Genomic DNA, 26044 nt, shown 5'->3' with positions numbered 1-26044 from the left:
TCGACGGTGCGACACGCAGGCTTAGCCCGACAGCGCAGTGGCGAGGGAACAAATGCCCTCGCCGCTGCGCCTGTCTTGAGTCGGGGCTAGCTCATCCCCAACCAGTTCGGCAAGGCCAGCGAGATCCATGGCACATAGGTAATCAGCATCAGGAACGCCAGCAGGATCATCAGCCATGGCATAGCTGCGCGGATGGTGGCGGGCAGCGACATGCCGGTCACCGCCGAGGTGACGAACAGGTTCAGCCCCACCGGAGGCGTGATCAGGCCGATCTCCAGGTTCACCACCATGATGATGCCCAGGTGGATTGGGTCGATGCCCAGTTGCATGGCGATAGGGAACAGGATCGGCGCCAGGATCAGGATGATCGCCGAAGGCTCCATGAACGCACCGGCAATCAACAGCACGATGTTCACCACCAGCAGGAAGGTCACCGGCGTCAGCCCGGCATCGATCACCCAAGCGGTGATTTGCTGCGGCAGTTGCTCGGTGGTCAGCACATGGGCGAAGAGCATGGCGTTGGCAATGATGAACATCAGCATGATGCTCAGCTTGGCCGATTCGAGCAGCACTTTGGGCGTCTCACGGAACGTGAGGTCCTTGTAGACGAACAGTGCGATGAAGGCCGAATACACCGCCGCCACCGCAGCCGCTTCGGTGGGTGTGAACATCCCGGAATAGATCCCGCCGAGGATGATCACCATCAGCAGCAGACCCCAGAGGGCCTTGCGCGCCGTGGACAGCCATTCGCGCAACGTTGCCCGAGGCAGGGCCGGCAGGTTTTTCTTCACAGCGACGATATAGATCGCCACCATCAACGATAAACCCAGCAGCAGGCCCGGGATCACCCCGGCCATGAACAGCTTGCCCACCGAGGTTTCGGTCGCGGCGGCGTACACCACCATCACGATCGACGGCGGAATCAGGATGCCCAAGGTGCCGGCGTTGCAGACGATGCCGGCGCCGAACGCCTGTGGATAACCCGAGCGCACCATACCGGCAATGGCGATGGAACCGACCGCCGCCACCGTCGCAGGGCTTGAACCCGACAACGCGGCAAACAGCATGCACGCCAGTACCGCCGCAATCGCCAGACCGCCACGGATATGCCCGACGCAGGCGTTGGCAAAGTCGATCAGGCGTCGCGCCACGCCACCGGTGGTCATGAACGCACCGGCCAGCAGGAAGAACGGAATCGCCAGCAGTGTGTAGTGCTCAGAGGTTTCGAACAGCTTGATCGCCAGGGAGCGCACTGAGTCCGGGCTGAAGAAAATGATGGTCAGCGAACCGGCCAGCCCCAACGAAATGGCGATGGGCACGCCGATAAACATCAGCACGAACAGCGCCACGAACAGGAAGGCAATGGTCATGGCTTGTCTTCCTCGTGTTCAGTCAATTTGATGGCTTCGGCCGCTTCATCGGCCAGGCCCAAGCCGGTCTGACGATTCATCAGGATGCGCACGAGGATTTCCGCGAAACGGATAAACACCAACGCAAAACCCACCGGCACGATCAGGCCGATGTGCCATTGCATGATGCCGAAGTGGCCCAGGTCCTCTGCGCCGATCTGCGCGATCATCAGGGTATTGATCCACTCGTAACTGGCGACGGCCAGCAGCCCGGCGTAAGTCAGGCAGCACAGGCAAGCGATCACGCCGATAAAGCGTTGTACCGGTTTGCTCGCCAGTTTCACCAGCGCATCCACGCCGATATGCCCGGCCGTGCGCACGCCGTAGGACAAGCCGAAAAAGATCAGCCAGCCAAACAGGGCCTTGGTCAGCGAGCTGCTCCAGGTCATCGCCTGGGCCATGCCCATGATGCCGTCACCAATGGCGAACGCCGGCTCGCTGGCGGCTGGCCAGTTGTCGCCGAGGCTGTAAAAAACGGTGTAGAGGTTGTTGAGCACCACATAGACGAAAGTAACCAGCGTCATGGCGGCCAGAAGAAAGGCAATGAAACCTTCCTCGAAGTGTTCCCAGATGCGCCGAAGGGCGTTCATGGATGACATCTCCTGCAGGGGGGACGACAGGCCGGCGCTGCCAGGGCGGCAGCACCGGCCAACCCATTACTGAGCCTTGTTGGAGGCTTCGGCGGCTTTGATCAGGTCAGCACCGATGTCACCTTCAAACTTCTTCCATACCGGCTTCATCTTGTCGCGCCACTCGCCGCGCTCTTCAGGCGTGAGGGTGATGATTTCGGTGGTCTTGGCGTCCAGGATGCGCTGCTTGTCTTTCTGGTTCAGTTGCGCCGCCTCGTTGTTCACGTGGGTGGTGACTTCAACCAGAATCTTGTCCAGTTCGGTACGGATGTCAGGTTGCAGGCCGTTCCAGAACTTGGTGTTGGTGATCAGCATGTAGTCGAGTACACCGTGGTTGGACTCGGTGATGTACTTCTGTACTTCATGCATTTTCTGGCTGTAGATGTTCGAGTACGGGTTTTCCGCACCGTTGACCACGCCAGTCTGCAGGCCTTGATACACCTCGGCGAAACTCATTTTGCGCGGGTTGGCGTTCACCGCCTTGAACTGCTCTTCCAGCACGGCCGAGGCCTGCACGCGGAACTTCAGGCCACGGGCATCCTTGGGTTCACGCAGTGGCTTGTTCGCCGACAACTGCTTCATGCCGTTGTGCCAATAGGCCAGGCCGGTGATGTTCTTGCTTTCCATGGACTTGAGCAGCTTCTGGCCTTCAGGGCTCAACTGGAAGCGGTCCACAGCGGAGATGTCATCGAACAGAAACGGCAGGTCGAACAACTGCACGGACTTGGTGTAGTGCTCGAACTTGGCCAGCGACGGCGCAATCATCTGCACGTCGCCCAGCAGCAGGGCTTCCATTTCCTTGCCATCGCCGAACAGCGAGGAGTTGGGGTACACCTCGACCTTCACTTTGCCTGGCAGACGCTCTTCCACGAGCTTCTTGAACATCAGTGCGCCCTGGCCCTTGGGCGTTTGTTCGGCTACTACGTGGGAGAACTTGATGACGACAGGATCCGCCGCCATGGCCGTGCTCAACGCACTGAGTGCCAGCGTACAGGCGAGCGCTTTCCAGATAGGTTTGAACATTGTGGGGTTTCCTCTTTTGTTTTTGTATTTATCGTGCGGGCTCATTCAAAACGCAGCGCACGGCGGGACAGTTGCAAGTCTAGGCAGAAAAACAGTTTGCCGGGGGATTGTGACGGTCAGTGCGGGAAAAATCGCGGGTATTGGCTAACGCCTCAAAAGGGTGCGTTAGAGCCTTCCAGGGCTGGGGCGACAACCATCGGGACCGAAACAGGGCGAAAGGTTTCAGCCTGCAACCGTAACGGGGGTCAGGAAACCATAAAAGCGAAATAATGGCTACTGGCCTGTTCGCTGGCCACGCATCGGGTGTCGGAGGATTTAGCCCGGTGAGACGGCGAAATGCTCGGTCATGGCCTTGTGATGCTACTCCTGGCTGCGCGAGAATCCCCGCGCCCGTCTCGATATGGGCCCAGGAAGCCTGGAACGCTTTTCAACCCCACAAGGATTTACGGATGATCGATTTCAACAACAAAGGCTTCTTCAAGCTCAAGCAGAACGATGAATACGCCGAACGCGTAACAGCGCTGCTGCTGGATGGTGAACAGGTCATCGACGCCTATAAGTCCATGCGCGACGGCGTAGTCTTCACCAACAAGCGCATCATCGCGGTGAACGTGCAAGGCATCACCGGCAGCAAAAAGGACTTCACCTCTCTGCCTTATAAGAACATCGTGGCCTACTCGGTAGAAACCTCCGGTACCTTCGACCTGGATTCGGAACTGGAGATTTACTTTTCATCCCTGGGCAAGGTGAAGTTTGAATTCACCGGCAAGACGGGCATCGTCGAAATATCGAAGCTGATCTCCAGGCATCTTTTGGCCTGATGTCAGCGGACCCTGAATGAATACGAAAACTCGATGGGTGAAGTGACGCCTGTTACGTTGAGCATTCAAGCGGCAGGGTGACAGCCACATGCCACTTCAATGAGGGGCATGTGGCGAGTTCTTCGGGACCGTTCATTTGCAGTACATGTCGGTCACTATTTTGCTGCTGGAGTTGTCGGTAACCACAGTGAGACGATCATTTCTCAAGTCCTTGGTCATGACGACTCCGGTGACCCTGACCGCTTCCAGGTTCAGTTGCGTTACGTACTCTTCTTCGGACAGAGCCGTTTCACCCATCCCCCCTGGTTTCAACTCCTTGGCTTGCGCGACCTTGTCCGCGCTGCAAGGCTCGCGTCCTGCCGCGAAAGCTTGAAAAGTCATGCCGCTCAATAATAGGGAAAGAGCCAGCAGGGTCGGTTTAGTGGGACAGTATCTTGTGTTCATCATGAACTCCTTGCGGGTCATCGAAGATTGGCTTCGCGTACTTGCGAGGCTGGATCAGGTTAGAAGTGAGCCGCAGTGAGGACCACTGTCATATCTGACAGTAGCCAAGACCTGATGGAAGTAAGTGAATACGTATTTTGTATTGGAACGCTATAAGCGAAAGCCCGCCACACATCCCCTGTGGGAGCGAGCCTGCTCGCGATGACGGCGGCACATTCAACATCACCGCTTCAGACAGACCGCTATCGCGAGCAGGCTCGCTCCCACAGCTTTGATTGGTGGTGTTCACGAATTTTGTGCCCGCCATACATCCCCTGTGGGAGCGAGCTTGCTCGCGATGACGGCGGCCCATCCAACATCACCGGTTCAGACAGACCCCTATCGCGAGCAAGCTCGCTCCCACAGTTTTGATCGCGGTGTTCACAGATTCTATGCCCGCCACAGATCCCCTGTGGGAGCGAGCTTGCTCGCGATGACGGCGGCCCATCCAACATCACCGGTTCAGACAGACCCCTATCGCGAGCAAGCTCGCTCCCACAGTTTTTTGGTGGTGTTCACGAATTTTGTGCCCGCCACAGATCCCCTGTGGGAGCGAGCCTGAACTGGTCAAGTAATTCTGGACACCAGTTAAGGTTTCACGCCGCCAGTTTCTCCATGGCTACCGGCGACCGGTAGTCGTTGTAGCTATGGAGCCTGACGTTGTTGTATCGCATCACATAACGTTGCACATCCACGCGGGCTTCATGCTCCGAGCTGTAGCCATCGTCTGGCACCCACTCTGATTTCAGGCTCCCAAAGAAACGCTCCATCGGGGCGTTGTCCCAGCACTCACCTTTACGACTCATGCTGTGCAGGAGTCCATGCTTGCGCATCTCATTCCTGAATTTGTGGCTGGTGTATTGGCAACCTTGGTCAGAATGAAACAGCACCTCTTTTGGACAGCCTCGCAATTGAACCGCCATTCGCAACGCTTCGCAGGTCAGCGTGGCATCGGAAATCATTGAAAACGACCACCCCACGATCCGGCGAGCAAACAAATCCAACACTGCCGCGAAATACATCCAGCGCTTACCCACCTTGATGTACGTCACATCTCCACACCACACCTGGTTGATCGCCGTGACATCAAACTTGCGCTTGAGCACATGCGGCGCTACCAGCGCTTCCACGCCGGAAGATTTGTACTTGTGCCGCCGCCGCTGATGACTGGCAACACCGGCTTCGCGCATCAAACTGCGAGCCAGATGTCGCCCGACACGATGCCCCTTTGCTTGCAGTTCCTTGGAAAGGGTGCGAGACCCGGCGGATGCTCTGGATTCCTTGTGATGCTCGACCAGCACGGCTTTGAGTTTCTCCCGCTCAGGCTTCACCTTGCCTTGGCGCTGACGCCAGGCGTAAAAGCTGCTGCGGTTGACCCCAAACGCCCGACAGCAATTGTTAACGCCGTACTGCTCGTCCAGCTCGTTGATCAACGAGAATGATCTTTGGAGTCCAAAAGCAGGAGAGCACTGGCCTTTTTTAGGATTTCAATGTCCAGGTCTTTTTGCCTGAGCAACGCTTTGAGCTGCTGAATCTCTCGCTGATCGGCGGTAATCGCCTTAGCCCCCTCGGGGGTCGAACCCAAGCGCTCTTTGCGAACCTGGTCGACCCAACGGCGCAAGGCGGTAGGGCCAATATCCAGGCTGGCACAGACTTCGGGAACGGACTGGCCCTCGTCCAGCACCATGCTGGCAGCCTTGAGCTTGAACTCACTGGAATAAGATTTGCGCATATCCAAACACCTCAGATTTGGGCGCCATCATAGCGCCCGATTGAAGTGTCCAAAATCATTAGGCCAGTTCAGCCTGCTCGCGATGACGGCGGCCCATCCAACATCACCGTTTCAGGCAGACCGCTATCGCGAGCAGGCTCGCTCCCACAGTTTTGATCGGTGTGTTCACGAATTTTGTGCCCGCCACACATCCCCTGTGGGAGCGAGCTTGCTCGCGAAGACGGCGGCACATTCAACATCACCGTTTCAGGCAGACCGCTATCGCGAGCAAGCTCGCTCCCACAGTTTTGATTGGTGGTGTTCACGAGTTTTGTACCCGCCACACATCCCCTGCTCGCGATGACGGCGGCACATTCAGCACCACCGGTTCAAGCAGAGCGCTATCGCGAGCAGGCTCGTTCCCACAGTTTTGATCGCCGGTGTTCCGGTCTTTCCAAGTCCTACCTGGTAACGCTGTGGTATGACGACTTCTGTTGTTTATGATGTGAGAAATAACCTCTTCGCTATGGAAATCCCATCATATGTTGGTTTTTGTGTGATTTACCGGTTGACAGTCTGACGGAAACGTCCGAATAATCAGCTATGTTGTATGACGACATACAAATAAAAATCACAATACATGGTGTTCTTCCCCTTATGAGAATCACAGGCGTTCACGTCGAAGTCTTTTCCACCCCTTCGCGCCGCGCTCAAGACAGCGCCGGCCACGCTCATCCGGGCGAGGAGGTTCTGATCAAGATGGCCTTGCTGCGAATTGGCTGCGATGACGGCAGCGAGGGCTATGCCTTCGGTCCGCCTGAGTTGGTTCGTCCGCACATCATCGAGTCCTTTGTGCGCAAGGTGCTGATCGGCCGGGACCCAATGGACCGCGAAAGCATCTGGCAAGACTTGGCGCACTGGCAGCGCGGCAGCGCCGGGCAGTTCACCGACCGCGCGTTGGCGCTGGTGGAACAAGCGCTGTGGGACCTGGCCGGGCGCAAGCTCAAGTTGCCGGTACACAAGCTGATTGGCGGCTATCGCGACAAAGTGCCGGCGTACGGTTCGACGATGTGTGGCGATGATCTGCCGGGGGGCTTGTCCACGCCGGACGAGTACGGCCAGTTCGCCGAAAAACTGGTCCAGCGCGGCTACAAGGCCATCAAGTTGCACACCTGGATGCCGCCGATTTCCTTCGCCCCGAATCCGCAGATGGACATTCAAGCCTGCGCCGCCGTGCGTGAGGCAGTCGGTCCGGACATCGCGCTGATGCTCGACGGCTACCACTGGTACAGCCGCATGGACGCGCTGACCATTGGCAGGGCGCTCGAGCAACTCAATTTCGCCTGGTTCGAAGAACCGATGATGGAAGATTCCGCTGAGTCCTATGCCTGGCTGGCGGCCAATCTGGACATCCCGGTACTGGGCCCGGAAAGCATCGCCGGCAAGTTCCACAGCCGCGCCAGTTGGGTCACCCATAAGTCCTGTGACATCCTGCGCGCGGGCGTGGCCGGGGTCGGGGGGATCGGGCCGTGCCTGAAGGTGGCGCACCTGGCCGAGTCGTTCGGCATGGACTGTGAAGTCCACGGCAATGGCGCGGCGAACCTGGCTGTAGTCGGTGCAATCAGCAATTGCCGCTGGTACGAGCGCGGCCTGTTGCATCCCTTCCTCGACTACGAAGAAGTCCCTGCGCACCTCAATAGCATCGTCGACCCGATGGACGCCGACGGTTTTGTGCACCTGTCTGATCGGCCTGGGTTGGGCGAGGACATCAACTTCGCGTATATCGAGGCCAATACCTTGTCTCGACATTGATCGCGCACCACGTCCGCGGCCGATAGCTGCCCGGACGACAAGTCTTTATAAATATAAGAAAGGACTGAACCATGAAACTCTGGCCCAAGCGCCTGACCAGGCTGCTGTGTGTCACCGTGGCCCTGTGCACAGTGCAGGTGCCCGTCAGCCTGGCTCAAGGCGAAACGCCCGCCGACCAATTGGTGGTGGGCATGAGCATGATAAACCTGCTGTCCCTGGACCCCGCCGCGGCAACCGGCCTGGAGGTCGCCGAGGTTAACGCCAACGTTTATGACATGCTCCTGGAGCAGGACGCGGCGCAACCGGACACGCTGATCCCGGCCCTGGCGAAAACCTGGGAGGTCAGCCCCGACCGCATGCGCCTGACCTTCCAGTTGCGCGATGACGTGCGTTTTCACTCCGGCGCACCGCTCACCGCGCAAGACGTCGCCTGGTCGCTACAACGGGTGGTCACCCTCAACCGCGCCCTGGCTTCGACCTGGAAAGCCTACGGTTTCACCGCCGACAACGTCAGCAAACTGATGCGCGCCGAAGGGCCGCATACCTTTGTCATGGACCTGCCGCGCAGCACCGACCCGATGCTGGTGCTTAACACTCTGGCGACCTCTCCCAGCGCCTTCATCATTGATCGCTCGGTCGCTTTGCAACATCAGGTCGGTGATGATCAGGGCGCCGCGTGGCTGGCGACCCACACAGCCGGCTCCGGTGCCTTCAAGCTCGACATCTGGCGCGCCAACGACGTGATTCTGATGAGTCGTCATGACGACTATTGGCGCGGCCCCGCGAAGTTGCGCCGGGTGATCATGCGCAACATGACCGAGTCCCAGGCCTTGCGCCTGATGGTCGAGCGCGGTGACCTGGACGTCGCCCGAGGCATGGCGGCCACTGACATCAAGGCGCTGGGCAAGGTCGATGAGGTACGCATCCAGAGCATCGCCCGTGGCACGCTGTATTACGTGGCGATGAGCATGCAACAGCCGCTGTTCCAGGACATCCGCGTGCGCCAAGCCATCCGCCTGCTGATCGACTACCAGGGCATCAACGATGTGGTGATGCCGCACTACGGGGTGATCAATCAGCGGCCGATGCAACTGGGGCTGCCGGCACGCCTGGAAGATCCTGGCTATCGCCTGGATGTGGCCGAGGCGAAGCGTCTGCTGGCGGCGGCGGGGCACGCCGAAGGCTTCAAGGTGAGCATCCGCTCGCTGACCGATCCGCCGTTCATCAACATCGCCACCAGCCTGCAAGCGACGCTGGCCCAGGCAGGTATCCAGGCCACGATCATCACCGGCACGGGAAATCAGATTTACGGTGCAATGCGCGACCGCCAGTTCGACATCCTCGTCGGTCGTGGTGGTGGCGGGGCGGAGCGTCATCCGCATTCAAGCCTGCGGGCCCTGGTCTACAACCCGGACAACCGCACCGAAGCCAAGCTGAGCAACTTCCAGGGCTGGCGCACCTCGTTCTTCAACCCGCAGCTCAATCAGTTGATCGAGCAGGCCGAGCGCGAGCAAGACTCCGCGCGCCAGCGGGAAATGTACGCGCAGATCCAGACCCTCTACGACCAGCAGGCCGGAGCAATCATGCCGGTTTCACAGATGGTCGACGAAGTGGTGATCCACGCTGACGTGCGCAACTACATCGGCCATACCGCCGCCACCACACGTCTTCGGGACGTTTACAAGCAGCGCTGAAATCGACGGCCGCAGGGCCAAGGCAGGAATGAACATGTCGACTGCATCCTTTTCAATCTGGACATCCCGGGTCGCTTCGGCGTCCCGGCGCAGCGGGTCGGTGGCGGTGACGCTGCTGGGGCTGCTGCTACTGACCTTTTTCATCGGACGGGTCATGCCCCTGGACCCGGTGCTGGCCATTGTCGGCCCGGACGCTGACACCTCGGCCTATGCCCAGGTGCACCAAGAGCTGGGCCTGGATAAACCGTTGTGGACGCAGTTCGCGATCTACCTCGGGGATCTGCTGCACGGTGACTTCGGCATGGCCTTGCTGACAGGCAACCCGGTCATCACCGACATCGCCCGGGTCTTCCCGGCCACCTTGGAACTGGCCACCCTGGCCATTCTGTTCGGCGTGTTGGCGGGCTTGCCGCTGGGCGTCTACGCGGCGACACATCAGGGGCGTGCCGGGGACCATATCGCGCGGCTGATCACGCTGTTCGGTTACTCCACGCCGATTTTCTGGATCGGCATGATGGCCTTCCTAGTGTTCTACGCCTGGCTGGGTTGGGCCGGTGGCGTCGGGCGCATCGGCCTGGCCTACGATGGGCTGATCCCCAAACACACCGGGCTGCTGTTGATCGACACCGCCTGGTCCGGCGACTGGGAGGCCTTTCGCAGCGCGTTGCGCCACATCCTGCTGCCGGCGGTGATCCTCAGTTTCAACTCGGTGGCTTACATCAGCCGCATGACCCGCAGCTTCATGCTCGAGCAGCTGTCCCAGGAATACATCATCACCGCCCGGGTCAAGGGTTTGTCCCAGCGGCGCATTGTCTGGGGCCATGCCTTCGGCAACATCCGCGTGCAGCTGTTGACCATCGTTGCGCTGGCCTACGGCGGGCTGTTGGAAGGCGCGGTGCTGATCGAAACCGTATTTGCCTGGCCGGGCTTCGGTCAGTACCTGACCAGCAGCCTTTTGCTTGGCGACATGAACGCGGTGATGGCCTGTGTCCTGCTGATCGGCCTCATCTTCGTGACGCTGAACCTGATCAGCGACGCGCTGTACAAGATCTTCGACCCGAGGACTCGCTAATGAACCTGCCTCTTGCTTCCAGCGCAGCCGGCAGTGCCGCGCTGCCATCTTCAAGTACGGCAGCGATGGCCGTCAGTGCCTTGCGCCTGCTGCGTTTCCTGCTGCGCAACCCGATGACCTTTGCCGGCCTGATCGTCGTCTCGACCCTGATGCTGGTCGCGGTTTTCGCGCCATGGATTGCCGGTCACGATCCGCTGTTGCAGAACCTTGCCGGGGCGTTGCAAGCACCCAGCAGCGTCCACTGGTTCGGCACTGACGAATACGGTCGCGATGTCTTCGCCCGCTTGGTTTACGGCTCGCGCATCACCCTGTACATCGTTTTGCTGGTGACCGTGATTGTCGGGCCAATCGGCTTGCTGGTGGGCACGGTGTCCGGTTACTTCGGCGGTTGGGTCGACAGCCTGTTCATGCGCATCACCGACATCTTCATCTCGTTTCCCAGCCTGGTCCTGGCGCTGGCGTTCATCGCTGCCCTCGGCCCGGGCCTTGAGCATGCGGTGATCGCCATCGCACTGACCGCCTGGCCGCCGATTGCCCGACTCGCTCGCGCTGAAACCCTGCCGCTGCGCAACGCTGACTTCGTCGTGGCGGTGCAGCTTCAAGGCGCGTCGAGTACCCGGGTCATCCTGCGCCACATCATTCCGATGTGCCTGTCCTCGGTGATCATCCGCCTGACCATGAACATGGCGAGCATCATTCTCACCGCCGCCGCCCTGGGCTTTCTCGGCCTCGGCGCCCAGGCACCGTTGCCGGAATGGGGCGCTATGATCTCGACCGGACGGCGCTACATGCTCGAAAGCTGGTGGCTGGTGGCGGCGCCCGGTGCGGCGATCATGCTGGTCAGCCTGGCCTTCAACCTGTTGGGCGACGGTTTGCGCGACGTCCTTGACCCACGTAGCCAATCCTGAGGAGCAGCCCCATGACTGAGATAAAACTTGCCGTACAGGACTTGTGTGTGGAGTTTCGCAACGCCGGCAAAATCTCCCGGGCGGTGCGTGACGTGTCGTTCACTTTGGGCCGGGAAAAACTCGCCATCGTTGGTGAGTCCGGTTCGGGCAAGTCCACCGTTGGCCGCAGTCTCTTGCGCTTGCATCCGCCGACGGCGCGAGTCACCGCCAAGACGTTGCGTTTTGCCGATATCGACTTGCTGGCCGCCAGCGAAAAGCAGATCCAGGCGATTCGCGGTGCGCGCATGTCGATGATCATGCAAGACCCCAAGTACTCGCTGAACCCGGTGGTGCGGGTCGGCGAACAAATCGCCGAGGCCTATCTGGCCCATCACAAAGTGCCCCATCGCGAGGCCCGCGAACGCGCCCTGGACATGCTCGCCAAGGTACACATTCGCGACCCGCAGCGGGTCTACGACCTGTACCCCCATGAAGTCTCGGGCGGCATGGGCCAGCGGATCATGATCGCCATGATGGTGATCACCGACCCCCAGGTGATCATCGCCGACGAACCCACTTCTGCCCTGGATGTGTCGGTGCGCCGGCAGGTGCTCAACGTGCTGGAGGAGTTGGTCAGCGAGCGCGACCTCGGGCTGATTTTCATCAGCCACGATTTGAATCTCGTGCGGAATTTCTGTGACCGCGTGCTGGTGATGTACGCCGGCCGTGTGGTCGAGTCGATTGCCGCCGCCGACCTGGATCAAGCCAGCCATCCCTATACCCGTGGCCTGCTGGCCGCACTGCCGAGCCTGGATCATCGGCGCGCCACGCTGCCGGTGTTGCAGCGTGACCCGCAGTGGTTGAATGCTTGAGGAGCCTGTCATGAGCATGATTGAAATCGCCGGCCTGAACCTTTGTTTTGGCACCGGCGCGGCACTGAACGCGGTATTGCACGACGTTGATTTGAGTGTTGCCGAAGGCGAGGCATTCGGCCTGGTAGGGGAGTCCGGTTCGGGCAAGACCACCGTGCTGCGCTGTCTGGCCGGGCAGTATCAGCATTGGACCGGGCAACTGCAGATCGCCGGCCAGGCCGTGACCCGCAACCTGCCGCTGAACCACTATCGTACGGTGCAGATGGTGTTCCAGGATCCCTACGCCTCGCTGCATCCGCGCTACACCATTGATGCCGCGTTGCAGGAACCGTTGCGCATCCACGGCATCGACGGGCGTGCGCAGAAGGTCAGCGAGATCCTGCGCAAGGTCGGCTTGAACGACAGCTTCCGCTTTCGTTACCCGCATCAATTATCCGGTGGCCAGCGCCAGCGCGTGGCGATCGCCCGCGCGTTGATCCTGCGTCCCCGGGTGCTGTTGCTGGACGAACCGACCTCGGCGCTGGATGTCTCGGTGCAGGCGGAAATCCTCAACCTGCTGGCCGACTTGCGCCGCCAGGAAGGCCTGACCTACCTGATGGTGACCCACGATCTGGCGGTGGTTGCGCACTTGTGCGATCGGGTCGCGGTGATGCAGCAGGGCAGGGTGGTGGAGACGCTCGACAGTCAGCTTCTGGCGAGTGACGGTGCCACGCACGCGTACACCCGTTTGCTGGTGCAGGCCAGTCGCGACATACAAGGCATCCCTGTCGCCGTTTGAATTAAACCCTGATTCATCAGTTGCATTTGTTTTAACCCGTAAAAGACGTTGAACCCCAGGTTTCAATGCCGCGCACGCGCTCGCCTGTGATTTAGCGTTTAACCCAACTAACCCGTTCAACCAACAAGAATAAAAAAACATGAAAAAGACATTGGTAATACTTTCTCTCGCTTCCTTGTTTACTTCGGTTATTGCCCAGGCCGATACCGGCTATATCAATGTACGCCACCAATATGCGGAAAAAAGTCGCATGCATGCCGACCGTGCCAAGTTTGGTATTCGGCTGGACAGTGGCCTGGGTCTGGAGGGTGAACTCAAATACAAGACCGCCGGTGACCGGCAAGACGTCGCCTTCGACAATACCGTCGGCAGCGGTCATGAATTTACCGTCAACTACCAGCACAAGATCAATGATCGCTGGATGCTGACGCCCTCGTTGGCCTTGGACAGCGACGAAGAATCCACCACCTACAAGCTGGGCCTGCGCCTGGGTTACCGCGTGACCAAAGAGTTGAGCATCGCCGGTCGCTACCGTTTGGATTCAGCCAAACTGGACCGCGACAAGATCGACCGTGACGTGCCGCATAATGGGCAGGACGATCAGACGGTCAATCGTTACGATGTATATATCAACTATGGCCCCCAAGGACCGTGGGCCTATGAATATCAGTTGACTTACTTCGATGCCGACTACATTCGCTATAACGGCGGCACCGACGACTATGAACAGAACGCCGTGGTCAAATACCAGTGGGATAAACGCTGGGCACCGTTCTTTGAAGTGGGTGATATTAAAGTCAACTCGGTCGACAGCGATCGCCAGTTGCGGCTGCGGGTCGGTGTTAAATACAGCTTCTTCTAAATTGTAGGAGCACGGGTCGACGCTAAGTCTGTGAACACCGGGATCAAAACTGTGGGAGCGAGCTTGCTCGCGATGGCGTCGGATCGGCAGACATCGATGTTGAATGTACCGCCGTCATCGCGAGCAAGCTCGCTCCCACAGGGGGGTGCGGGGTCATTCGTTGTAAAAAGCCTGCCGCTGCTGCGTTTCACACAGGCGCATGCGGCTATTGCTCAAATGCAGGTACATGGCCGCCCGCGCCGCGTCGACATTACCACTGGCGATGGCGTCGAAGATCTGTTGATGTTCGGCGTTGATCCCCTGCAGGTAGGCGCTGCGATCACTCTGCCCGGAATAGGCGGAGTTCATCCGGGTACGTGGGATCAGCTTGGTACCCAGGTGCTTCATGATGTCGATCAGGTAGTAATTGCCAGCGGCCTTGGCGATTTTCAGATGGAACTGGAAATCGGCATTGATGGTGGTGCCGGACTTTTCCGGGCCTTGCAGCAACGCTTCCAGCGCCTGGGCCAGTTCGGCCAGGGCTTGGGGCGTGGCGCGCTCGGCAGCCATGCCGGCGGCCTGGACTTCCAGGCTCAGGCGAAACTCCAGCAGGTTGAGCACATCCGACAACGTGGCAATCGTCGCCGGCCCGAGGGTAAAGCCCTCCGGCGCCGGCATGTCCAGGACAAAGGTGCCGACCCCATGCCGCGTCTCCACCAGCCCCGCCGCCTGCAAGCGCGACAGCGCTTCACGCACCACCGAACGACTGACGCCCTCGGCTTCCATGATATGCACTTCGGTGGGGAGCTTTTCGCCGCGCTTGAGAATGCCTTCACGCATGCGCTGGGCAAAGCGGTCCACCAGTGTTTCGGCGAGGCGGCGCGGTTTATTCAATGGAGATAACGCTTGATCCGTCATCGGCTTGCTCTAGTGTGATCAGCCGGCATTATAGTGCGTTTCGACGTTAGGTCGCGGCTATAATGCCGCGATCGTCTGGCTTTAATGGATAGGTGCAATGGACCGTGTCACACCCGATCGACGCCTGAGCATGACCCAGCAACTGGTGGTCGATCTGACGCAGCAGATACTGGCCGGCGAACTGCCCGCAGGCAGCAAACTGCCGACCGAGCAGGTCATCATCAAGGACCGTGGCGTCAGTCGTACGGTGGTTCGCGAAGCCATGTCGCGGTTGCAGGCCGAAGGCCTGGTGGAAACGCGTCACGGCATCGGCACCTTCGTGGTCGACACTGCTCGCCCGGGGGATTTCCAGGGCAGCAAGCACGTCAAGGGTGGCGCGTACGACGCGCTGGCGGTGATCGAATTGCGCCAGAGCCTGGAAGTCGAAGCCGCTGGCATCGCCGCCCAACGCGCTACGCCGCAGCAGTTACTGGCGATGCGTGAAGCGCTGGATGTGGCGAACGCTTCTGAAGCCGCGGATGCCGAAAGCGCCCAGGTGGATTTCGAATTTCATTTACAGATCGCCCAGTGCACCGGCAACAGCTTCTTTATCGATGCCATGGCCCATGTGGGCAATACGTTGATCGCGGTGGTTCAACAGGCCGGGCCAGCTGTCACGGCTGAGAATCGCGCCTTGGTGATTCGTGAGCGCGAGCAGATCTACGCAGCGTTGGCGCGCCATGATGCCGAAGCGGCCCGGGCTTCGATGCGGTTGCATTTGATCAACATGCTGCAGCGGGTGCGGGGAGCGGTTGAGTCGACGACGCAATAACCTCCACAAAACCTGTGTCCACCACACCCCCCTGTGGGAGCGGGCTTGCTCGCGAAGACGGCGACCCATCCAACATCACCGTTTCAGACAGACCGCCATCGCGAGCAGGCTCGCTCCCACAGTTTTGATTGACGGTGTTCACGAATTTTGTGCCCGCCACAGATCCCCTGTGGGAGCGAGCTTGCTCGCGATGACGGCGGCACATTCAACATCACCGTTTCAGGCAGACCGCTATCGCGAGCAAGCTCGCTCCCACAGTTTTTTGGTGGTGTTCACGAATTTTGTGCCCGCCCCACATCCCCTGTGGGAGCGAGCCTGCTCGCGATGACGACGGCACATTCAACATCACCGTTTCAGGCAGACCGCTATCGCGAGCAGGCTCGCTCCCACAGTTTTTTGGTGGTGTTCACGGATTTTGTGTCCGCCATAGATCCCTGTGGGAGCGAGCCTGCTCGCGATGACGGCGGCCCATTCAACATCACCGTTTCAGACAGACCGCTATCGCGAGCAAGCCCGCTCCCACAGTTTTTGGTGGTGTTCACGAATTTTGTGCCCGCCACAGATCCCCTGTGGGAGCGAGCCTGCTCGCGATGACGGCGGCCCATCCAACATCACCGTTTCAGACAGACCGCTATCGCGAGCAAGCTCGCTCCCACAGTTTTTTGGTGGTGTTCACGGATTTTGTGTCCGCCATACATCCCCTGTGGGAGCGAGCCTGCTCGCGATGACGGCGGCCCATCCAACATCACCGGCCCAGACAGACCATGAAACTCAGGGCTCCAGCGCGGGCCCCTTCAGCTCAATCTGATTGCCATCCGGATCGAAGCAATAGATCGACCAACCTTTCCCCTCCGCGCCATAGCGCATCTGCGCTTTCTCAACGCTCAGGCCGGCTGAGGCCAAATGAGCGATGAGGGCTTGTTCATCAAACGGTTCGATGCGCAGGCAGAGGTGGTCGACGTTGTGCCCTTGCTTGCCAGCCGCCGGCCCACCCGCGCGACCCAACGGCCCGTCGACAGCAACCAGATCAATCATCGAAACACCGGTGCTGAGGTGAATCATTCCAAGATCGTCCCGGCGCTTCTTCAGCTCGCAACCAAGCACCGACGTATAGAAAGCGAGGCTGCGCTCGATGTCTTTTACGCGCAGGACGATGTGGTCGATGTGTTGGATCGTGAAGTTCCTCATACGGGCCTCCTGTTCAGTGCTAGCCGCTAACGGGTTACTTCACCTTAGCTACCCATGCAGGAATGTCGTCGTAAAAGTCAGCTCTGCTGTGCCTGATTAACATCCTCTTGCGCACCGGATGATGCCTGGGGCCCATGACTTAAAAAAATTTTGTTTGCCCTTTGGGACCAACTCAGGAAAACCTCCTCGATACGATTGCACTCCGGCTCATCCAGATACATATGAAAAATCCCATGGGCCAGATACTCGGTGACGCCAATGAGTTTTTCAGTTTCTGTGTAGGTGGCGTTTTTTACGCAAGGAGGGTACTTGATCGTCGATTTTGCGCCGGAGCCGGGCGCCGTTCGTTGACTTTCGATATTCCAGCCTGTCTTCAAATCAGCCAATAACACTTTGATCGAGGCGCAGAATTCGGATGTCAGCAGGGCGAGAACTGCATCCCTATGCTCAAAGGGGGAAATTTTTTCCAGTTGCTCTACAAATGCTTCCAGTTGCCGAAGCTGTACGCGAATGTCGGCAGCCTTGAAACCCAGTGACCGCCATTGTTTGCCGCCTGTTATTTTCAGGTCGGGCTCGCCCTTGCGCGGGCCGATATCCTTGGCTGACAGACTCTTGTCATAGGCATTCTCACGCACGTAGCTGAAGCTCATGAACGCGCGAAGCACGATCTGGTAGATCGCCCTGGTGGTTTCTATCTTCTCTTGGTTGACTCTTTGGGCTTCACGTCTGTGATCTTCTGCTCGTTCCCGTCTGCTTCTTTCCTGGGCATTTCGGCCTTCATGCCGGGATACGAGTATTGCCACGATGATTGCGTAGATGCTGCCGATGCCTTGAAGCCACGCGGGAAGATCCTTGCTGCCCCAAATCAGTACCGCAGACATGACTATGATGAAGGACGTGGCAATGGTGCCGTACATGAACAACTGAGAGTCTTGATTCGATTTTTGATGGGCTTTGCTCAAGGTCTTCGTGATGCCCAGGACAAGCAAGCAGGATAAAACGATGATGAAAAACGTAGCACGTTGCCCGATGGCGTCGGCGGTGAGGAGGGTCATGAGCTGATCTTCGTTGTGACGCTCAGAGGGGCGGGCGTTCCAGGCATTTTCGGGCTTCCTTGAGGATTGATGGCTCAATGCTATCCTCTGGGTCTTCATTCGGACAAGGCTCGCGAAGACGCCAACCCATCCACCACGAATATCCGGACACACCGCCTCATGATGAAATGGTTCAAGACCCTCACCCGCACAGATGGAATTGCGACGCTCGCCTTACTCGTCTCCATTGCATCCGCTTTCTTCAGTTACCAGCAATATCAGGACAGTGTCGCCAGCCGCAGGACTCCGATCATCATCCGGGTCGGCGCCGAACACAGCAAGGTGTCGTTCTACAAGGCCTATAAAGATGATCAGGACGTACTCTTCAAACAGCGCTACAAAATCATCCTCACCAACAACAGCTTCAACCCGGAAAGCGTCATCGATTGGCGAATATGGGAGCGCAGGGAAGAAGGCGGTGGGGAATACGCTGGTATGAAATACAAGCTGCTGGATTCGACGGGCACACCCATGACCTTGCCTTTCCTGATCGCCGCGAAAGAAAGCAAGGTGGTCTTCCTGGATGTCGGCCAGAAGGTCACGCCAGAGGCATGGGCAATGGTGGAGCAACGTGTGAGCCTTGATAAGGAGATGGACTGGTTCGAAGCTGACAGGATTTTTGCCGACGCGGGCTATCCGCTGTTCGGGCAACTCACGCCCGGGGAAAGCTCCAGGTATCAAGGTCTGCAAGTTAACCGTTGGCTGGCCGGTCCTGCTTATCAGGAGTTTCAGTTGAACTTCAGCAAGGCTGATGGTTATGAGGTGGCTGCGAAGTTGTCGTTGAATGTCAGTGATATTTATCCACAGGGGGAGGCGGAGCGTTAGGTTGGGGCATCGAACGTTAAATCCCAGTTTGGGATGTGCACAAATCGAAGGAGCATCTACTTTCAATCACCAGAGGCGTGTCGTGCTCTGACTTAGATGTTCGTCTCCAACCGTTCGAGCCTTTGGTGACAATAAGTTCGGGATGACGCTCGAGGACATGCCCTACGTCGTAACAACTTTCTCGCACGCTATCAATACATCTGATAGCGTGCAAAAAACATGATTCAAGTGAGGCGGAAGGCTTCTTCAATCGTCTTGATCAAACGGTGGCCATCTACACCTTTGTAGGCTTGGGGATTTGACGCCAGCTCAGCAGGCACTTGGTCAAGAAAGCTCTTCAAATCGCGCGCCAGCCGTTCCGGTAGCTGGGCCATTCCTTCGGTGAGACCGACGGTCAGTACGATCACATCCCTAAAGTGTTTTTTGATATCGCGACTGTCTACTGGAATACCTTGCTCAAGCTGCGCCTTCTTGTTAAGCCAGGCATGGGCTTTGAGGGGAACGAGCCGATCAGCACCGATGTGGCTGATCTCCTGAGTATGATCGACGCCCTCCAAGAGAAAGGCGTAGTACTCATCATCAAGAATGATCGCAGACAGGCTGGCGGCTTGCTCCTCCACGGGGACTTTGGTCATTCTGGCCGCTTCTTCGTGCTCCAGGCCATCCGGGACACGGGAAAACAGCTCGACCTGAACGGGAAAGGATTTGTCCTCCGGATTCTGGAAGCGATAAAAAACCGGGGAGTCCCCATCGCTGTCACCATTCTGGCGAATGGCATAGCCACCGTCCTTGATGAACTTCCAGAACTGCCCGACGAACGCACGATCAAGCGCCTCGACGACCAGGACGATATCCAGATCCTTGGTCAGTCGAAATTCCTCACCCAGTTCCTCCATGGCAATCGAAGCAGCCACCCCGCCAATCAGAACGTAGCTGCCCTGGAAATCCCTGAAATACTCTCGAAACCGGTCGACACCCACTACCATTTCACGTTCTCCATCATTTCATCCAGACACATTTGCACGCGTTCATCATGGTCATCCTTGAGGCTCAGATAGAGAGAAAAGGGGTCCACCGTTCCAGTGGCGATGTTGCTGCGCGGCGGCTCATAACTCCAAAACTGAATGCAACACGCGGCATGGTTTTGCGGCACTTCAAGGTAGGGCGCCGTGGTCTCGAGTTTCGACTTGGCCGTTTTCGAAGTTGAGCCCCAAGCGCCGAATTCCTCCCCGTAGGCCGCATTCTTTTCAGTTTGAGCATGCTCCCGAATATGCTCGAACTGCGCTGCCGTCATCGCATAGCAAGGGACTTTTGGGCCGGCGAGAAGACTCATTTCAGCCAGGGCCGTTTCTCCGGCCAGCAACATTGGGGTGTCGTCAAAAACCTGGGGAATTGCATTGAGCCAAAGTGCTTTTTTGACCGGCGTACGCATGGACTCCTTGGCCATCTCCCAAGTCTCCCTGGGGGACAAGTGAAACAGGATCGCGGCCTCACCCATTTCCTTTCCAGGCTTAACAATGTCCAAGTCGGTCAGTTCCTTGATCGCTCTGCTGACGGTCATTTTCGCGTAGGTAAAGGACTTCTCGAAGGTTGCGCGAGTGGTCAGGAGCTGGTGGTGCCATCCCTTGATCAGAAATTGAATCAGCATGGCTTGGGTGGCGGGGCTCAGGACCTGAGGTTTTTCCAGGCGCTGGCGGTAATACTCACGCAAATCCATACCAAAGGCCGGAAGAAAAAGCTGATTGCCCGGCACGATGAACTGGACGCCTTTCTCCACCAGTCGCTTGCGGTCATAGCTCGGAAGCGTGTCGGTGACGAAAATCATCAGGTCGCCGGTATCGGGCAACTTGTTGGATGCCTGCAAGTTGTGGATGGCCTGGATATGCTTGGCGACATCCGCAACGCTGGCTTCACGCTGTGGACGTTCCTTGAGAATGAGGCAGCCGGCCCCGAAGATTTCTGTGACAAAAAATTCGTAGCGGTCACGCAATGCATACGGAAGGATCTTGACGTGCTCCCACGGTTTCAAGCGCAGCTTCAGGCCTAGCACGTTCTCTACGTAGACTTTGAGCTCGATCAGATCACGCCTTTCGGAGAGCTCATGGTCTTGGCGGATAGCAGTCATGGTCATTCTTCCGTATCACGATTCCAGCACGGTATCAGAAGTTGTGATAGCGTGCAAAATTCTTGATATTTTATGGTGGATATTGACGCGTAGGGTGATGGAGAGGACGTTCCAATCCATTCTGCCGAACCCCAACCTTGTGGCGAGGGAGTTGCTCTCACCAGGCGGCAATGGCCTTTTCCATCAACCGCAAACGCAGCTCCGGCTTGTCTTGCCTGGCCCCGATATCAATCCAACCATGGTGCCTGTAAAACCGTGCCGCCCTGTGGTTCGTGTCGCTCACAGACAATCTCATCCGCTCGCACCCCAACCCTGCAAGAAAGTCGGTCGCGTAGGCCAGCAGCAACTTCCCTGCACCACGTGATCGCCACTCAGGGGTTAGGTAGAAAAAATGGATGTAGCCCACTGCGGGCTCAGCCTTCAGCCGCGACATTTCTATCTGGCCCACGATCTGCGTTTCATCCCAGGCATGGACAATGCTGCCAGGAAGCTCGGCTGCTTTTTCTTGGAGAGATTGAAGGTAACGCTGTGTGCCATCCGGGTCGTGCAGTTTTTGTGTGGAACCAAACGCGCAGAGCAGCATGTCTTCAAAGAAACGTACGCAAACGCCGCTGTCCTGGTCGAGGTTGACTGGACGCAAGTGCAGGAGAAAAACGGGTTGAGCGTCGCTGCGCATCATGGTTCGTGACCTCATGCTTCAATGGGTTGCTACGCTGGTACTGCCAGAATTTGGAACCGACCAGCAACGGACCCAAAACCATGAAAAGACAAGACCTTCTCCAGACCCTGAAAACCCGCTTCGACCAGAACCCACATCGCCACCCGGACATCCTCTGGGCCGACGTCCAGGCCAAGCTGGAAAGCAACCCTAACGCCCTGAAGTCGCTCCAGGCAATGGAGGCCACCGGCGGCGAACCCGACGTGATCGGCCACGACCAGCAAGCCGGCCTCGTCACCTTTTGCGATTGCGCCAAAGAAAGCCCAACCGGTCGCCGAAGCCTCTGCTACGACCGCGCCGCCCTGGACGCACGCAAGGAAAACAAACCCAAAGGCAGTGCCATGGAAATGGCCGAAGAAATGGGCATCGCCTTGCTGACTGAAGACCAGTACCGAGCCTTGCAGCAGCTTGGCGAGTTTGATGCCAAAACGTCCAGTTGGCTGGCAACACCCCCTGAACTTCGCGCCCTCGGCGGTGCGCTATTCGGTGACTATCGTTATGAACGGGTGTTCGTTTATCACAATGGTGTGCAGTCGTATTACGCGGCGCGAGGGTTTCGGGGCTGGCTTTGTGTTTGAGCAGGGTAAGCCCCTATGCCTCACCAAGCCGAGAAGCCACACCGATGATGTATGTCACCCGGCGACAAAGTACTTGGGCGACAGGCATTCAGCGCGCAATTCAATCGTAAGGTCTTTCTGCCTGAGGTCTCGAATGGTACGCCCTCAGGAAGTTGTAGTACTCGCGGTAGTACTCATCTGGGATGCCCGCATTTATGGAATCGTCGATAACGGCGCGTAGGCTTGGCCGGTACACCGTCTTGATCTCTCTCATCCTCGACACTCGAATTTGATCGAAGACATCAGGACCGTCATAGGAGCTATAGAGGTATCGCTCGCCAACTGAAAAACCCCGTTTTGCAAGCATCGCGTCGACGATGGATTCCGCCTGTTCAGGATGGATTCGGAACCATTCTGACGAGCGTCCGGTGGCGAGGTGCCCGATCGGTGTACCGAACACAGCTCGGCGATGAATGTAGCGTTCGATATCAGCCAGCTCTTTGGCTGACGTACCCCAAGTACACCGCGCGAGATCGTAGGTGGTGAACAGCACGAGAAAGGGGTTGTAGGTTCTTCCTTCTGCGATCCGCATCTCGGGAGTTCGCTTGGTCGTTAACCCGATTTTGGCGATTCCCATATCCCTGACATCCACTGCAATGTAAAGCCACGCATGGGGAGAAGGCGGACAAGCCGCGTAGTACTCACTCCTTTCTGCCGGCTCATCATCGGAATCGAACCCCATACCACTCCCTCTGTTTTTTCAGTCGAAACTCAGAACATCACTACCTTTGGTTTCAAGTATCTCAGCAAACCCCGGCAACCGCGCCACAAACTCCGCCTCAAACGCCAGATACCGATCCTGCGCCGCCAGGTAACGAATCTCCGGCTTGACCCGCGCAATATCCTTGGACGACAGCTTCATCACCTCACTGCTGCACTGATTCCAAAACCACGCCAAGGTCTGCGTGCCAAACGTATTCGTCCGGTAATTCCACACCCACCAATCCCCATGCCCCCGGGCAACATGCAGTTGCCCATGAAACGTGCGCAACGTGATGACCTGCTTGGGCTGTGTAACAAGCAGGCGGGTGTCCTGGCGCAGCTCACTACCAAAGCCGTCCAACAGCGCCTTCGTCGTAGCGCCGGTCACGAAGTTGAAGCGCCACGCCAGCAGCACCGTCTCCTGATAGCCCGAGTGCTCAAGGTTCTGTCGCTCGCCTTCGCTGAACAGCAGGACCTCGTCACCGCCCAGGTACGCGGTCGCCGCCCGCAGTTTATAGGCGTCAGCGGGCATCGGCTTGGCGGCAATGGCCTGGTGCGGCGGGTCTTGATTCCAGATCCAGCAGCGCGGGCCGTTGTGCTGCATGAACAGCAAGCGGCGCGGGCCGATGGGCAGGATCGTCAGTTCATCCGCGTACTCGAAAATGACCTCGCTGGAGTCCGCCGTGATCCGCCAGATCCGCGTCAAATGCTCGGGTTCGTAAATACACTGACGTTCGAATATCTCCGAGTCGACCACGACACAGGGATCTTCAAACTCCGACCATTGCATCCCGACAGGTCCGAAACTTTGGATGTCATCGCCCTGGCGAATCTCGTATTGGTAGCGGTCATCTGAACTGTAAGCGCCGCTTTTCACCCGACGTTTCCACAGGCTGCGCTGGGTGTTGGCATCGATGAGCTGCAAGTCTGCGCCGTCCACCCCATCGTTGCGGTGTTCGAGCATGTCCTGCTCAGCGGGCGGCCATGGGTTGTAATCGATCAGAAAACACAGCCACTGGTCTTCCTCCTGCTCGGTGATGGCGGCCCAGCCGTTGCGGTAGTTGTAGTCATGCACGTAAGTGGGGCCGGGATAGTCGTGGACTTCCTGTAGCCAGTTCAGCTTGCTGCGCTTGGGCTTGCTGGATTTACGGTCGGGGGCGGCAGGCTTTTGCGCTTCGATCAGCCTCGGCGTGAACCTCGGTTCTGCGCTTTGGCCTTGCCAGTGTTGTGCAAAAGCCTCGCGTTGATCGGCCGGGACAATCACCGGTCGGTAATCATCGCCACCGGCGTCCAGGTTCCACAGGTCAAAGCCGTGACGCGCCAGCACAGGTGCCAACGCCTCGAAACAGACCTCGGCCATTTCGTTGGAAAGCTCATCCAACAGCGCCTCGAATTCCGGCCCGGAAAACACACCGATGTCGGGATAGTAATGCTGCAGCAGCCCAAGCAACTCAGCGCCGGGTGTTTTCCAATCGATATGAACCAAGGGATCAAAACGGGATTGCATCACGCCAGCCTTCCTTGTGAACTCGCCTGCGCGCCATCTTAGCCGTACACCGCCTGAAAAGAATAACTACCACCGTGGCGAGGGAGCTTGCTCCCGCTGGGCTGCGCAGCGGCCCCAAAACCATCCTGCCGCCCATCAGAACTCCCCACCCAAATAACAAACCGGCGAACTCCCCTCCGCCCGCTTCTCCACCTCATCCTCCAACCATTCAGCCAACACCACGGCATTGTTCTCGACCGTGGACTTGGCGGCATATACCAGAGTGAGATTGCCGCCCCGCGCAACATCCACCAACCGCCACCAACACTGCGGCCGCGCAGCCAACTCCTTGCGATAGGCCACCTTGAACTGCTCAAACGAAACCGCCCCCGCTTTGAACGCCTTGCGCAGCTCATGAGAAGGCGCCACCTCCGGCAGCCACTGCGCGATGGGGAGTTCGTCCTTGCGACAATTACGCGGCCATAGACGGTCCACCAGAACCCGTACGCCGTCCTCGGTGCTGGCTGCTTCGTAGGCTCGTTTGCAGTGGATCATGGGGCCTGCCTGTGGGAGAGGGGACAGCGTCAGAATAGGCCGAGGTCAGTGATCGGGTTGAGTCCCCCCTCGCAACCTGCTGAGATAATCCTAATATCAATGCTCGACTGGGGTCCTGGGAAGTGCTGATCCACAGCATGGCGGCCGCAAAGGTGTGGGGCTTGACAGGTCTGGGATACTGAAAGCAGTACCGCGGTTACGCGATGCGTCTATCACGACACAAGGTGCCCTATGCGCAGTGAAGACCTCAAGATATTGTTCGACCAGCAAGCTGTCAGCTACGACAAGCAATGGGAAAGGATGGCGCCGATTCGCGCCGCCCTCTATTTGCTGCTCGAATCTCAGTTCGCCGGCCTGCCGGAAAATGCCCGGATACTCTGCGTCGGCGTTGGCACGGGGGCGGAACTTGCCCATCTGGCGGAGCGCTTCCCCGGCTGGCATTTCACTGCTGTCGACCCTTCGGGCGCTATGCTTGATGTCTGTCGTCAGAGGGCCGTTCAGCATGGCTTTCTCGCGCGCTGCCATTTTCACGAAGGCTACCTGGATACGCTCGTCGCCGAGGCCAGCTACGACGCGGCTACCTGCTTGCTGGTCTCCCAATTCTTGTTGGAAGAAGATGCCCGCACCAGGTTCTTTCGCGAAATAGCCCAGCGCCTTAAACCCCACGGAATATTGGCGAACGCCGACCTCGCCTCTGATACCGAATCGCCTGCCTATGAGGCGCTGTTACGCAGTTGGATGACATTGATGTCCTCCGACGGTCTTCAGCCAGAAGTGCTGGAGCGAGCGCGTATTGCTTACGCCAGAGATGTTGCGATCCTGCCTGCGCAACAGGTCGCGAGCCTTATCAAGGCCGCCGGGTTTGACGCCCCTGTACAGTTCTTTCAGACGGGATTGATGCACGGATGGGTCTGTACGCGGCGAGCACATCTGGAGTGAGTTAGAGACATTTTCATAAGCGTGCGTAGATGAC

27 protein-coding genes are annotated in these 26044 nt (G+C 58.2%); 12 read left to right on the top strand and 15 right to left on the bottom strand.

Annotated elements, in window-relative coordinates; all coding sequences use genetic code 11:
• Positions 1 to 86: 86 nt before the first annotated feature.
• From dctM to HQ912_RS23780, 3 genes are all read right to left on the bottom strand, one after another.
• Positions 87 to 1370, bottom strand: a complete 1284-nt coding sequence (dctM, locus tag HQ912_RS23790) for a C4-dicarboxylate TRAP transporter large permease protein DctM (RefSeq protein WP_047229438.1) — start codon at positions 1368 to 1370, stop codon at positions 87 to 89.
• On the bottom strand, positions 1367 to 1999 hold the full coding sequence (locus HQ912_RS23785; protein ID WP_107322914.1) for a TRAP transporter small permease: 633 nt from the start codon (positions 1997 to 1999) through the stop codon (positions 1367 to 1369). Before HQ912_RS23785 ends, dctM begins: the two co-directional genes overlap by 4 nt.
• A 66-nt stretch (positions 2000 to 2065) precedes the next feature.
• Positions 2066 to 3061 carry a TRAP transporter substrate-binding protein gene (locus HQ912_RS23780; protein ID WP_047229440.1) on the bottom strand — a complete coding sequence of 332 codons (996 nt, stop codon included), beginning with the start codon at positions 3059 to 3061 and terminating at the stop codon, positions 2066 to 2068.
• A 449-nt stretch (positions 3062 to 3510) separates the two neighbouring features.
• Here HQ912_RS23780 and HQ912_RS23775 point away from each other — a divergent pair, with 449 nt between their 5' ends.
• Positions 3511 to 3882: a PH domain-containing protein gene (locus tag HQ912_RS23775; RefSeq protein WP_047229441.1), complete on the top strand. Its 372-nt coding sequence runs from the start codon at positions 3511 to 3513 to the stop codon at positions 3880 to 3882.
• A gap of 132 nt (positions 3883 to 4014) precedes the next feature.
• Here HQ912_RS23775 and HQ912_RS23770 read toward each other — a convergent pair whose 3' ends face one another.
• The 3 genes from HQ912_RS23770 to HQ912_RS27945 form a co-directional block, all read right to left on the bottom strand.
• Positions 4015 to 4326, bottom strand: a complete 312-nt coding sequence (locus HQ912_RS23770) for a hypothetical protein (RefSeq protein ID WP_047229442.1) — start codon at positions 4324 to 4326, stop codon at positions 4015 to 4017.
• Positions 4327 to 4961: 635 nt separating this feature from the next.
• On the bottom strand, positions 4962 to 5798 hold the full coding sequence (locus HQ912_RS23765; protein WP_047230569.1) for an IS3 family transposase: 837 nt from the start codon (positions 5796 to 5798) through the stop codon (positions 4962 to 4964).
• Positions 5795 to 6097, bottom strand: coding sequence for an IS3 family transposase (locus HQ912_RS27945; protein WP_047230570.1), 303 nt, complete (start codon positions 6095 to 6097; stop codon positions 5795 to 5797). Before HQ912_RS27945 ends, HQ912_RS23765 begins: the two co-directional genes overlap by 4 nt.
• Before the next feature lie 636 nt (positions 6098 to 6733).
• Between HQ912_RS27945 and HQ912_RS23760 the strand changes: the two genes are divergently transcribed.
• The 7 genes from HQ912_RS23760 (at position 6734) to HQ912_RS23730 (ending at position 14053) form a co-directional block, all read left to right on the top strand.
• Complete coding sequence (locus HQ912_RS23760) at positions 6734 to 7888, top strand: mandelate racemase family protein (RefSeq protein ID WP_047230519.1); 1155 nt, start codon at positions 6734 to 6736, stop codon at positions 7886 to 7888.
• Positions 7889 to 7959: 71 nt separating this feature from the next.
• Entirely contained in the window at positions 7960 to 9582 is a 1623-nt protein-coding gene (locus HQ912_RS23755; RefSeq protein WP_076386265.1) for an ABC transporter substrate-binding protein, read from the top strand.
• A gap of 34 nt (positions 9583 to 9616) precedes the next feature.
• Positions 9617 to 10654: an ABC transporter permease gene (locus HQ912_RS23750; protein WP_076386263.1), complete on the top strand. Its 1038-nt coding sequence runs from the start codon at positions 9617 to 9619 to the stop codon at positions 10652 to 10654.
• Complete coding sequence (locus HQ912_RS23745; protein WP_047230516.1) at positions 10654 to 11562, top strand: ABC transporter permease; 909 nt, start codon at positions 10654 to 10656, stop codon at positions 11560 to 11562. The genes HQ912_RS23750 and HQ912_RS23745 overlap by 1 nt, the downstream gene beginning before the upstream one ends.
• A gap of 11 nt (positions 11563 to 11573) precedes the next feature.
• Positions 11574 to 12413, top strand: coding sequence for an ABC transporter ATP-binding protein (locus HQ912_RS23740; RefSeq protein WP_076386261.1), 840 nt, complete (start codon positions 11574 to 11576; stop codon positions 12411 to 12413).
• A gap of 10 nt (positions 12414 to 12423) precedes the next feature.
• Positions 12424 to 13191 carry an ABC transporter ATP-binding protein gene (locus HQ912_RS23735; protein WP_076386259.1) on the top strand — a complete coding sequence of 256 codons (768 nt, stop codon included), beginning with the start codon at positions 12424 to 12426 and terminating at the stop codon, positions 13189 to 13191.
• Positions 13192 to 13330: 139 nt separating this feature from the next.
• The gene (locus tag HQ912_RS23730) at positions 13331 to 14053 is read left to right on the top strand and encodes an oligogalacturonate-specific porin KdgM family protein (protein ID WP_076386258.1); all 723 of its coding nucleotides are present in this window, start codon (positions 13331 to 13333) and stop codon (positions 14051 to 14053) included.
• A 153-nt stretch (positions 14054 to 14206) separates the two neighbouring features.
• Here HQ912_RS23730 and HQ912_RS23725 read toward each other — a convergent pair whose 3' ends face one another.
• Complete coding sequence (locus HQ912_RS23725) at positions 14207 to 14950, bottom strand: FadR/GntR family transcriptional regulator (RefSeq protein ID WP_047230512.1); 744 nt, start codon at positions 14948 to 14950, stop codon at positions 14207 to 14209.
• Between the two features lie 97 nt (positions 14951 to 15047).
• On the opposite strand from HQ912_RS23725, the gene HQ912_RS23720 reads away from it, so the two are divergent.
• The gene (locus HQ912_RS23720) at positions 15048 to 15761 is read left to right on the top strand and encodes a FadR/GntR family transcriptional regulator (protein ID WP_047230511.1); all 714 of its coding nucleotides are present in this window, start codon (positions 15048 to 15050) and stop codon (positions 15759 to 15761) included.
• Positions 15762 to 16532: 771 nt separating this feature from the next.
• Here the strand turns inward: HQ912_RS23720 and HQ912_RS23715 are convergent.
• The gene (locus HQ912_RS23715) at positions 16533 to 16949 is read right to left on the bottom strand and encodes a VOC family protein (protein ID WP_047227439.1); all 417 of its coding nucleotides are present in this window, start codon (positions 16947 to 16949) and stop codon (positions 16533 to 16535) included.
• Positions 16950 to 17026: 77 nt separating this feature from the next.
• Complete coding sequence (locus tag HQ912_RS23710; RefSeq protein WP_173407374.1) at positions 17027 to 18004, bottom strand: hypothetical protein; 978 nt, start codon at positions 18002 to 18004, stop codon at positions 17027 to 17029.
• A gap of 159 nt (positions 18005 to 18163) precedes the next feature.
• Here HQ912_RS23710 and HQ912_RS23705 point away from each other — a divergent pair, with 159 nt between their 5' ends.
• Positions 18164 to 18868 (top strand): hypothetical protein, encoded by a 705-nt coding sequence (locus HQ912_RS23705; RefSeq protein ID WP_047227441.1) that lies wholly within the window; start codon positions 18164 to 18166, stop codon positions 18866 to 18868.
• Positions 18869 to 19092: 224 nt separating this feature from the next.
• Here HQ912_RS23705 and HQ912_RS23700 read toward each other — a convergent pair whose 3' ends face one another.
• From HQ912_RS23700 to HQ912_RS23690, 3 genes are all read right to left on the bottom strand, one after another.
• Positions 19093 to 19854: a hypothetical protein gene (locus HQ912_RS23700; protein ID WP_047227442.1), complete on the bottom strand. Its 762-nt coding sequence runs from the start codon at positions 19852 to 19854 to the stop codon at positions 19093 to 19095.
• Positions 19848 to 20993: a hypothetical protein gene (locus HQ912_RS23695; RefSeq protein WP_047227443.1), complete on the bottom strand. Its 1146-nt coding sequence runs from the start codon at positions 20991 to 20993 to the stop codon at positions 19848 to 19850. Before HQ912_RS23695 ends, HQ912_RS23700 begins: the two co-directional genes overlap by 7 nt.
• A 157-nt stretch (positions 20994 to 21150) precedes the next feature.
• Positions 21151 to 21672: a GNAT family N-acetyltransferase gene (locus HQ912_RS23690; protein WP_172833805.1), complete on the bottom strand. Its 522-nt coding sequence runs from the start codon at positions 21670 to 21672 to the stop codon at positions 21151 to 21153.
• An 80-nt stretch (positions 21673 to 21752) separates the two neighbouring features.
• Here HQ912_RS23690 and HQ912_RS23685 point away from each other — a divergent pair, with 80 nt between their 5' ends.
• Positions 21753 to 22289: a DUF4256 domain-containing protein gene (locus tag HQ912_RS23685; RefSeq protein WP_047227444.1), complete on the top strand. Its 537-nt coding sequence runs from the start codon at positions 21753 to 21755 to the stop codon at positions 22287 to 22289.
• 100 nt (positions 22290 to 22389) lie between these two features.
• Here the strand turns inward: HQ912_RS23685 and HQ912_RS23680 are convergent, their stop codons facing one another.
• The 3 genes from HQ912_RS23680 to HQ912_RS23670 form a co-directional block, all read right to left on the bottom strand.
• On the bottom strand, positions 22390 to 23010 hold the full coding sequence (locus HQ912_RS23680) for a GIY-YIG nuclease family protein (RefSeq protein ID WP_047227445.1): 621 nt from the start codon (positions 23008 to 23010) through the stop codon (positions 22390 to 22392).
• 18 nt (positions 23011 to 23028) lie between these two features.
• Positions 23029 to 24537 carry a hypothetical protein gene (locus HQ912_RS23675; protein ID WP_173407564.1) on the bottom strand — a complete coding sequence of 503 codons (1509 nt, stop codon included), beginning with the start codon at positions 24535 to 24537 and terminating at the stop codon, positions 23029 to 23031.
• Between the two features lie 135 nt (positions 24538 to 24672).
• Positions 24673 to 25071, bottom strand: a complete 399-nt coding sequence (locus HQ912_RS23670) for a DUF488 domain-containing protein (protein ID WP_047227447.1) — start codon at positions 25069 to 25071, stop codon at positions 24673 to 24675.
• 231 nt (positions 25072 to 25302) lie between these two features.
• On the opposite strand from HQ912_RS23670, the gene HQ912_RS23665 reads away from it, so the two are divergent.
• Positions 25303 to 26010 carry a class I SAM-dependent methyltransferase gene (locus tag HQ912_RS23665; protein WP_107321505.1) on the top strand — a complete coding sequence of 236 codons (708 nt, stop codon included), beginning with the start codon at positions 25303 to 25305 and terminating at the stop codon, positions 26008 to 26010.
• Positions 26011 to 26044: the final 34 nt, after the last annotated feature.

The sequence above is a fragment of the Pseudomonas sp. MPDS genome, from assembly GCF_013283895.1.
Taxonomy (GTDB): Bacteria; Pseudomonadota; Gammaproteobacteria; order Pseudomonadales; family Pseudomonadaceae; genus Aquipseudomonas; species Aquipseudomonas rhizophila.
Note: the sequence above shows the minus strand (reverse complement) of the source record. Positions and strands in the feature narration are given on the sequence as shown.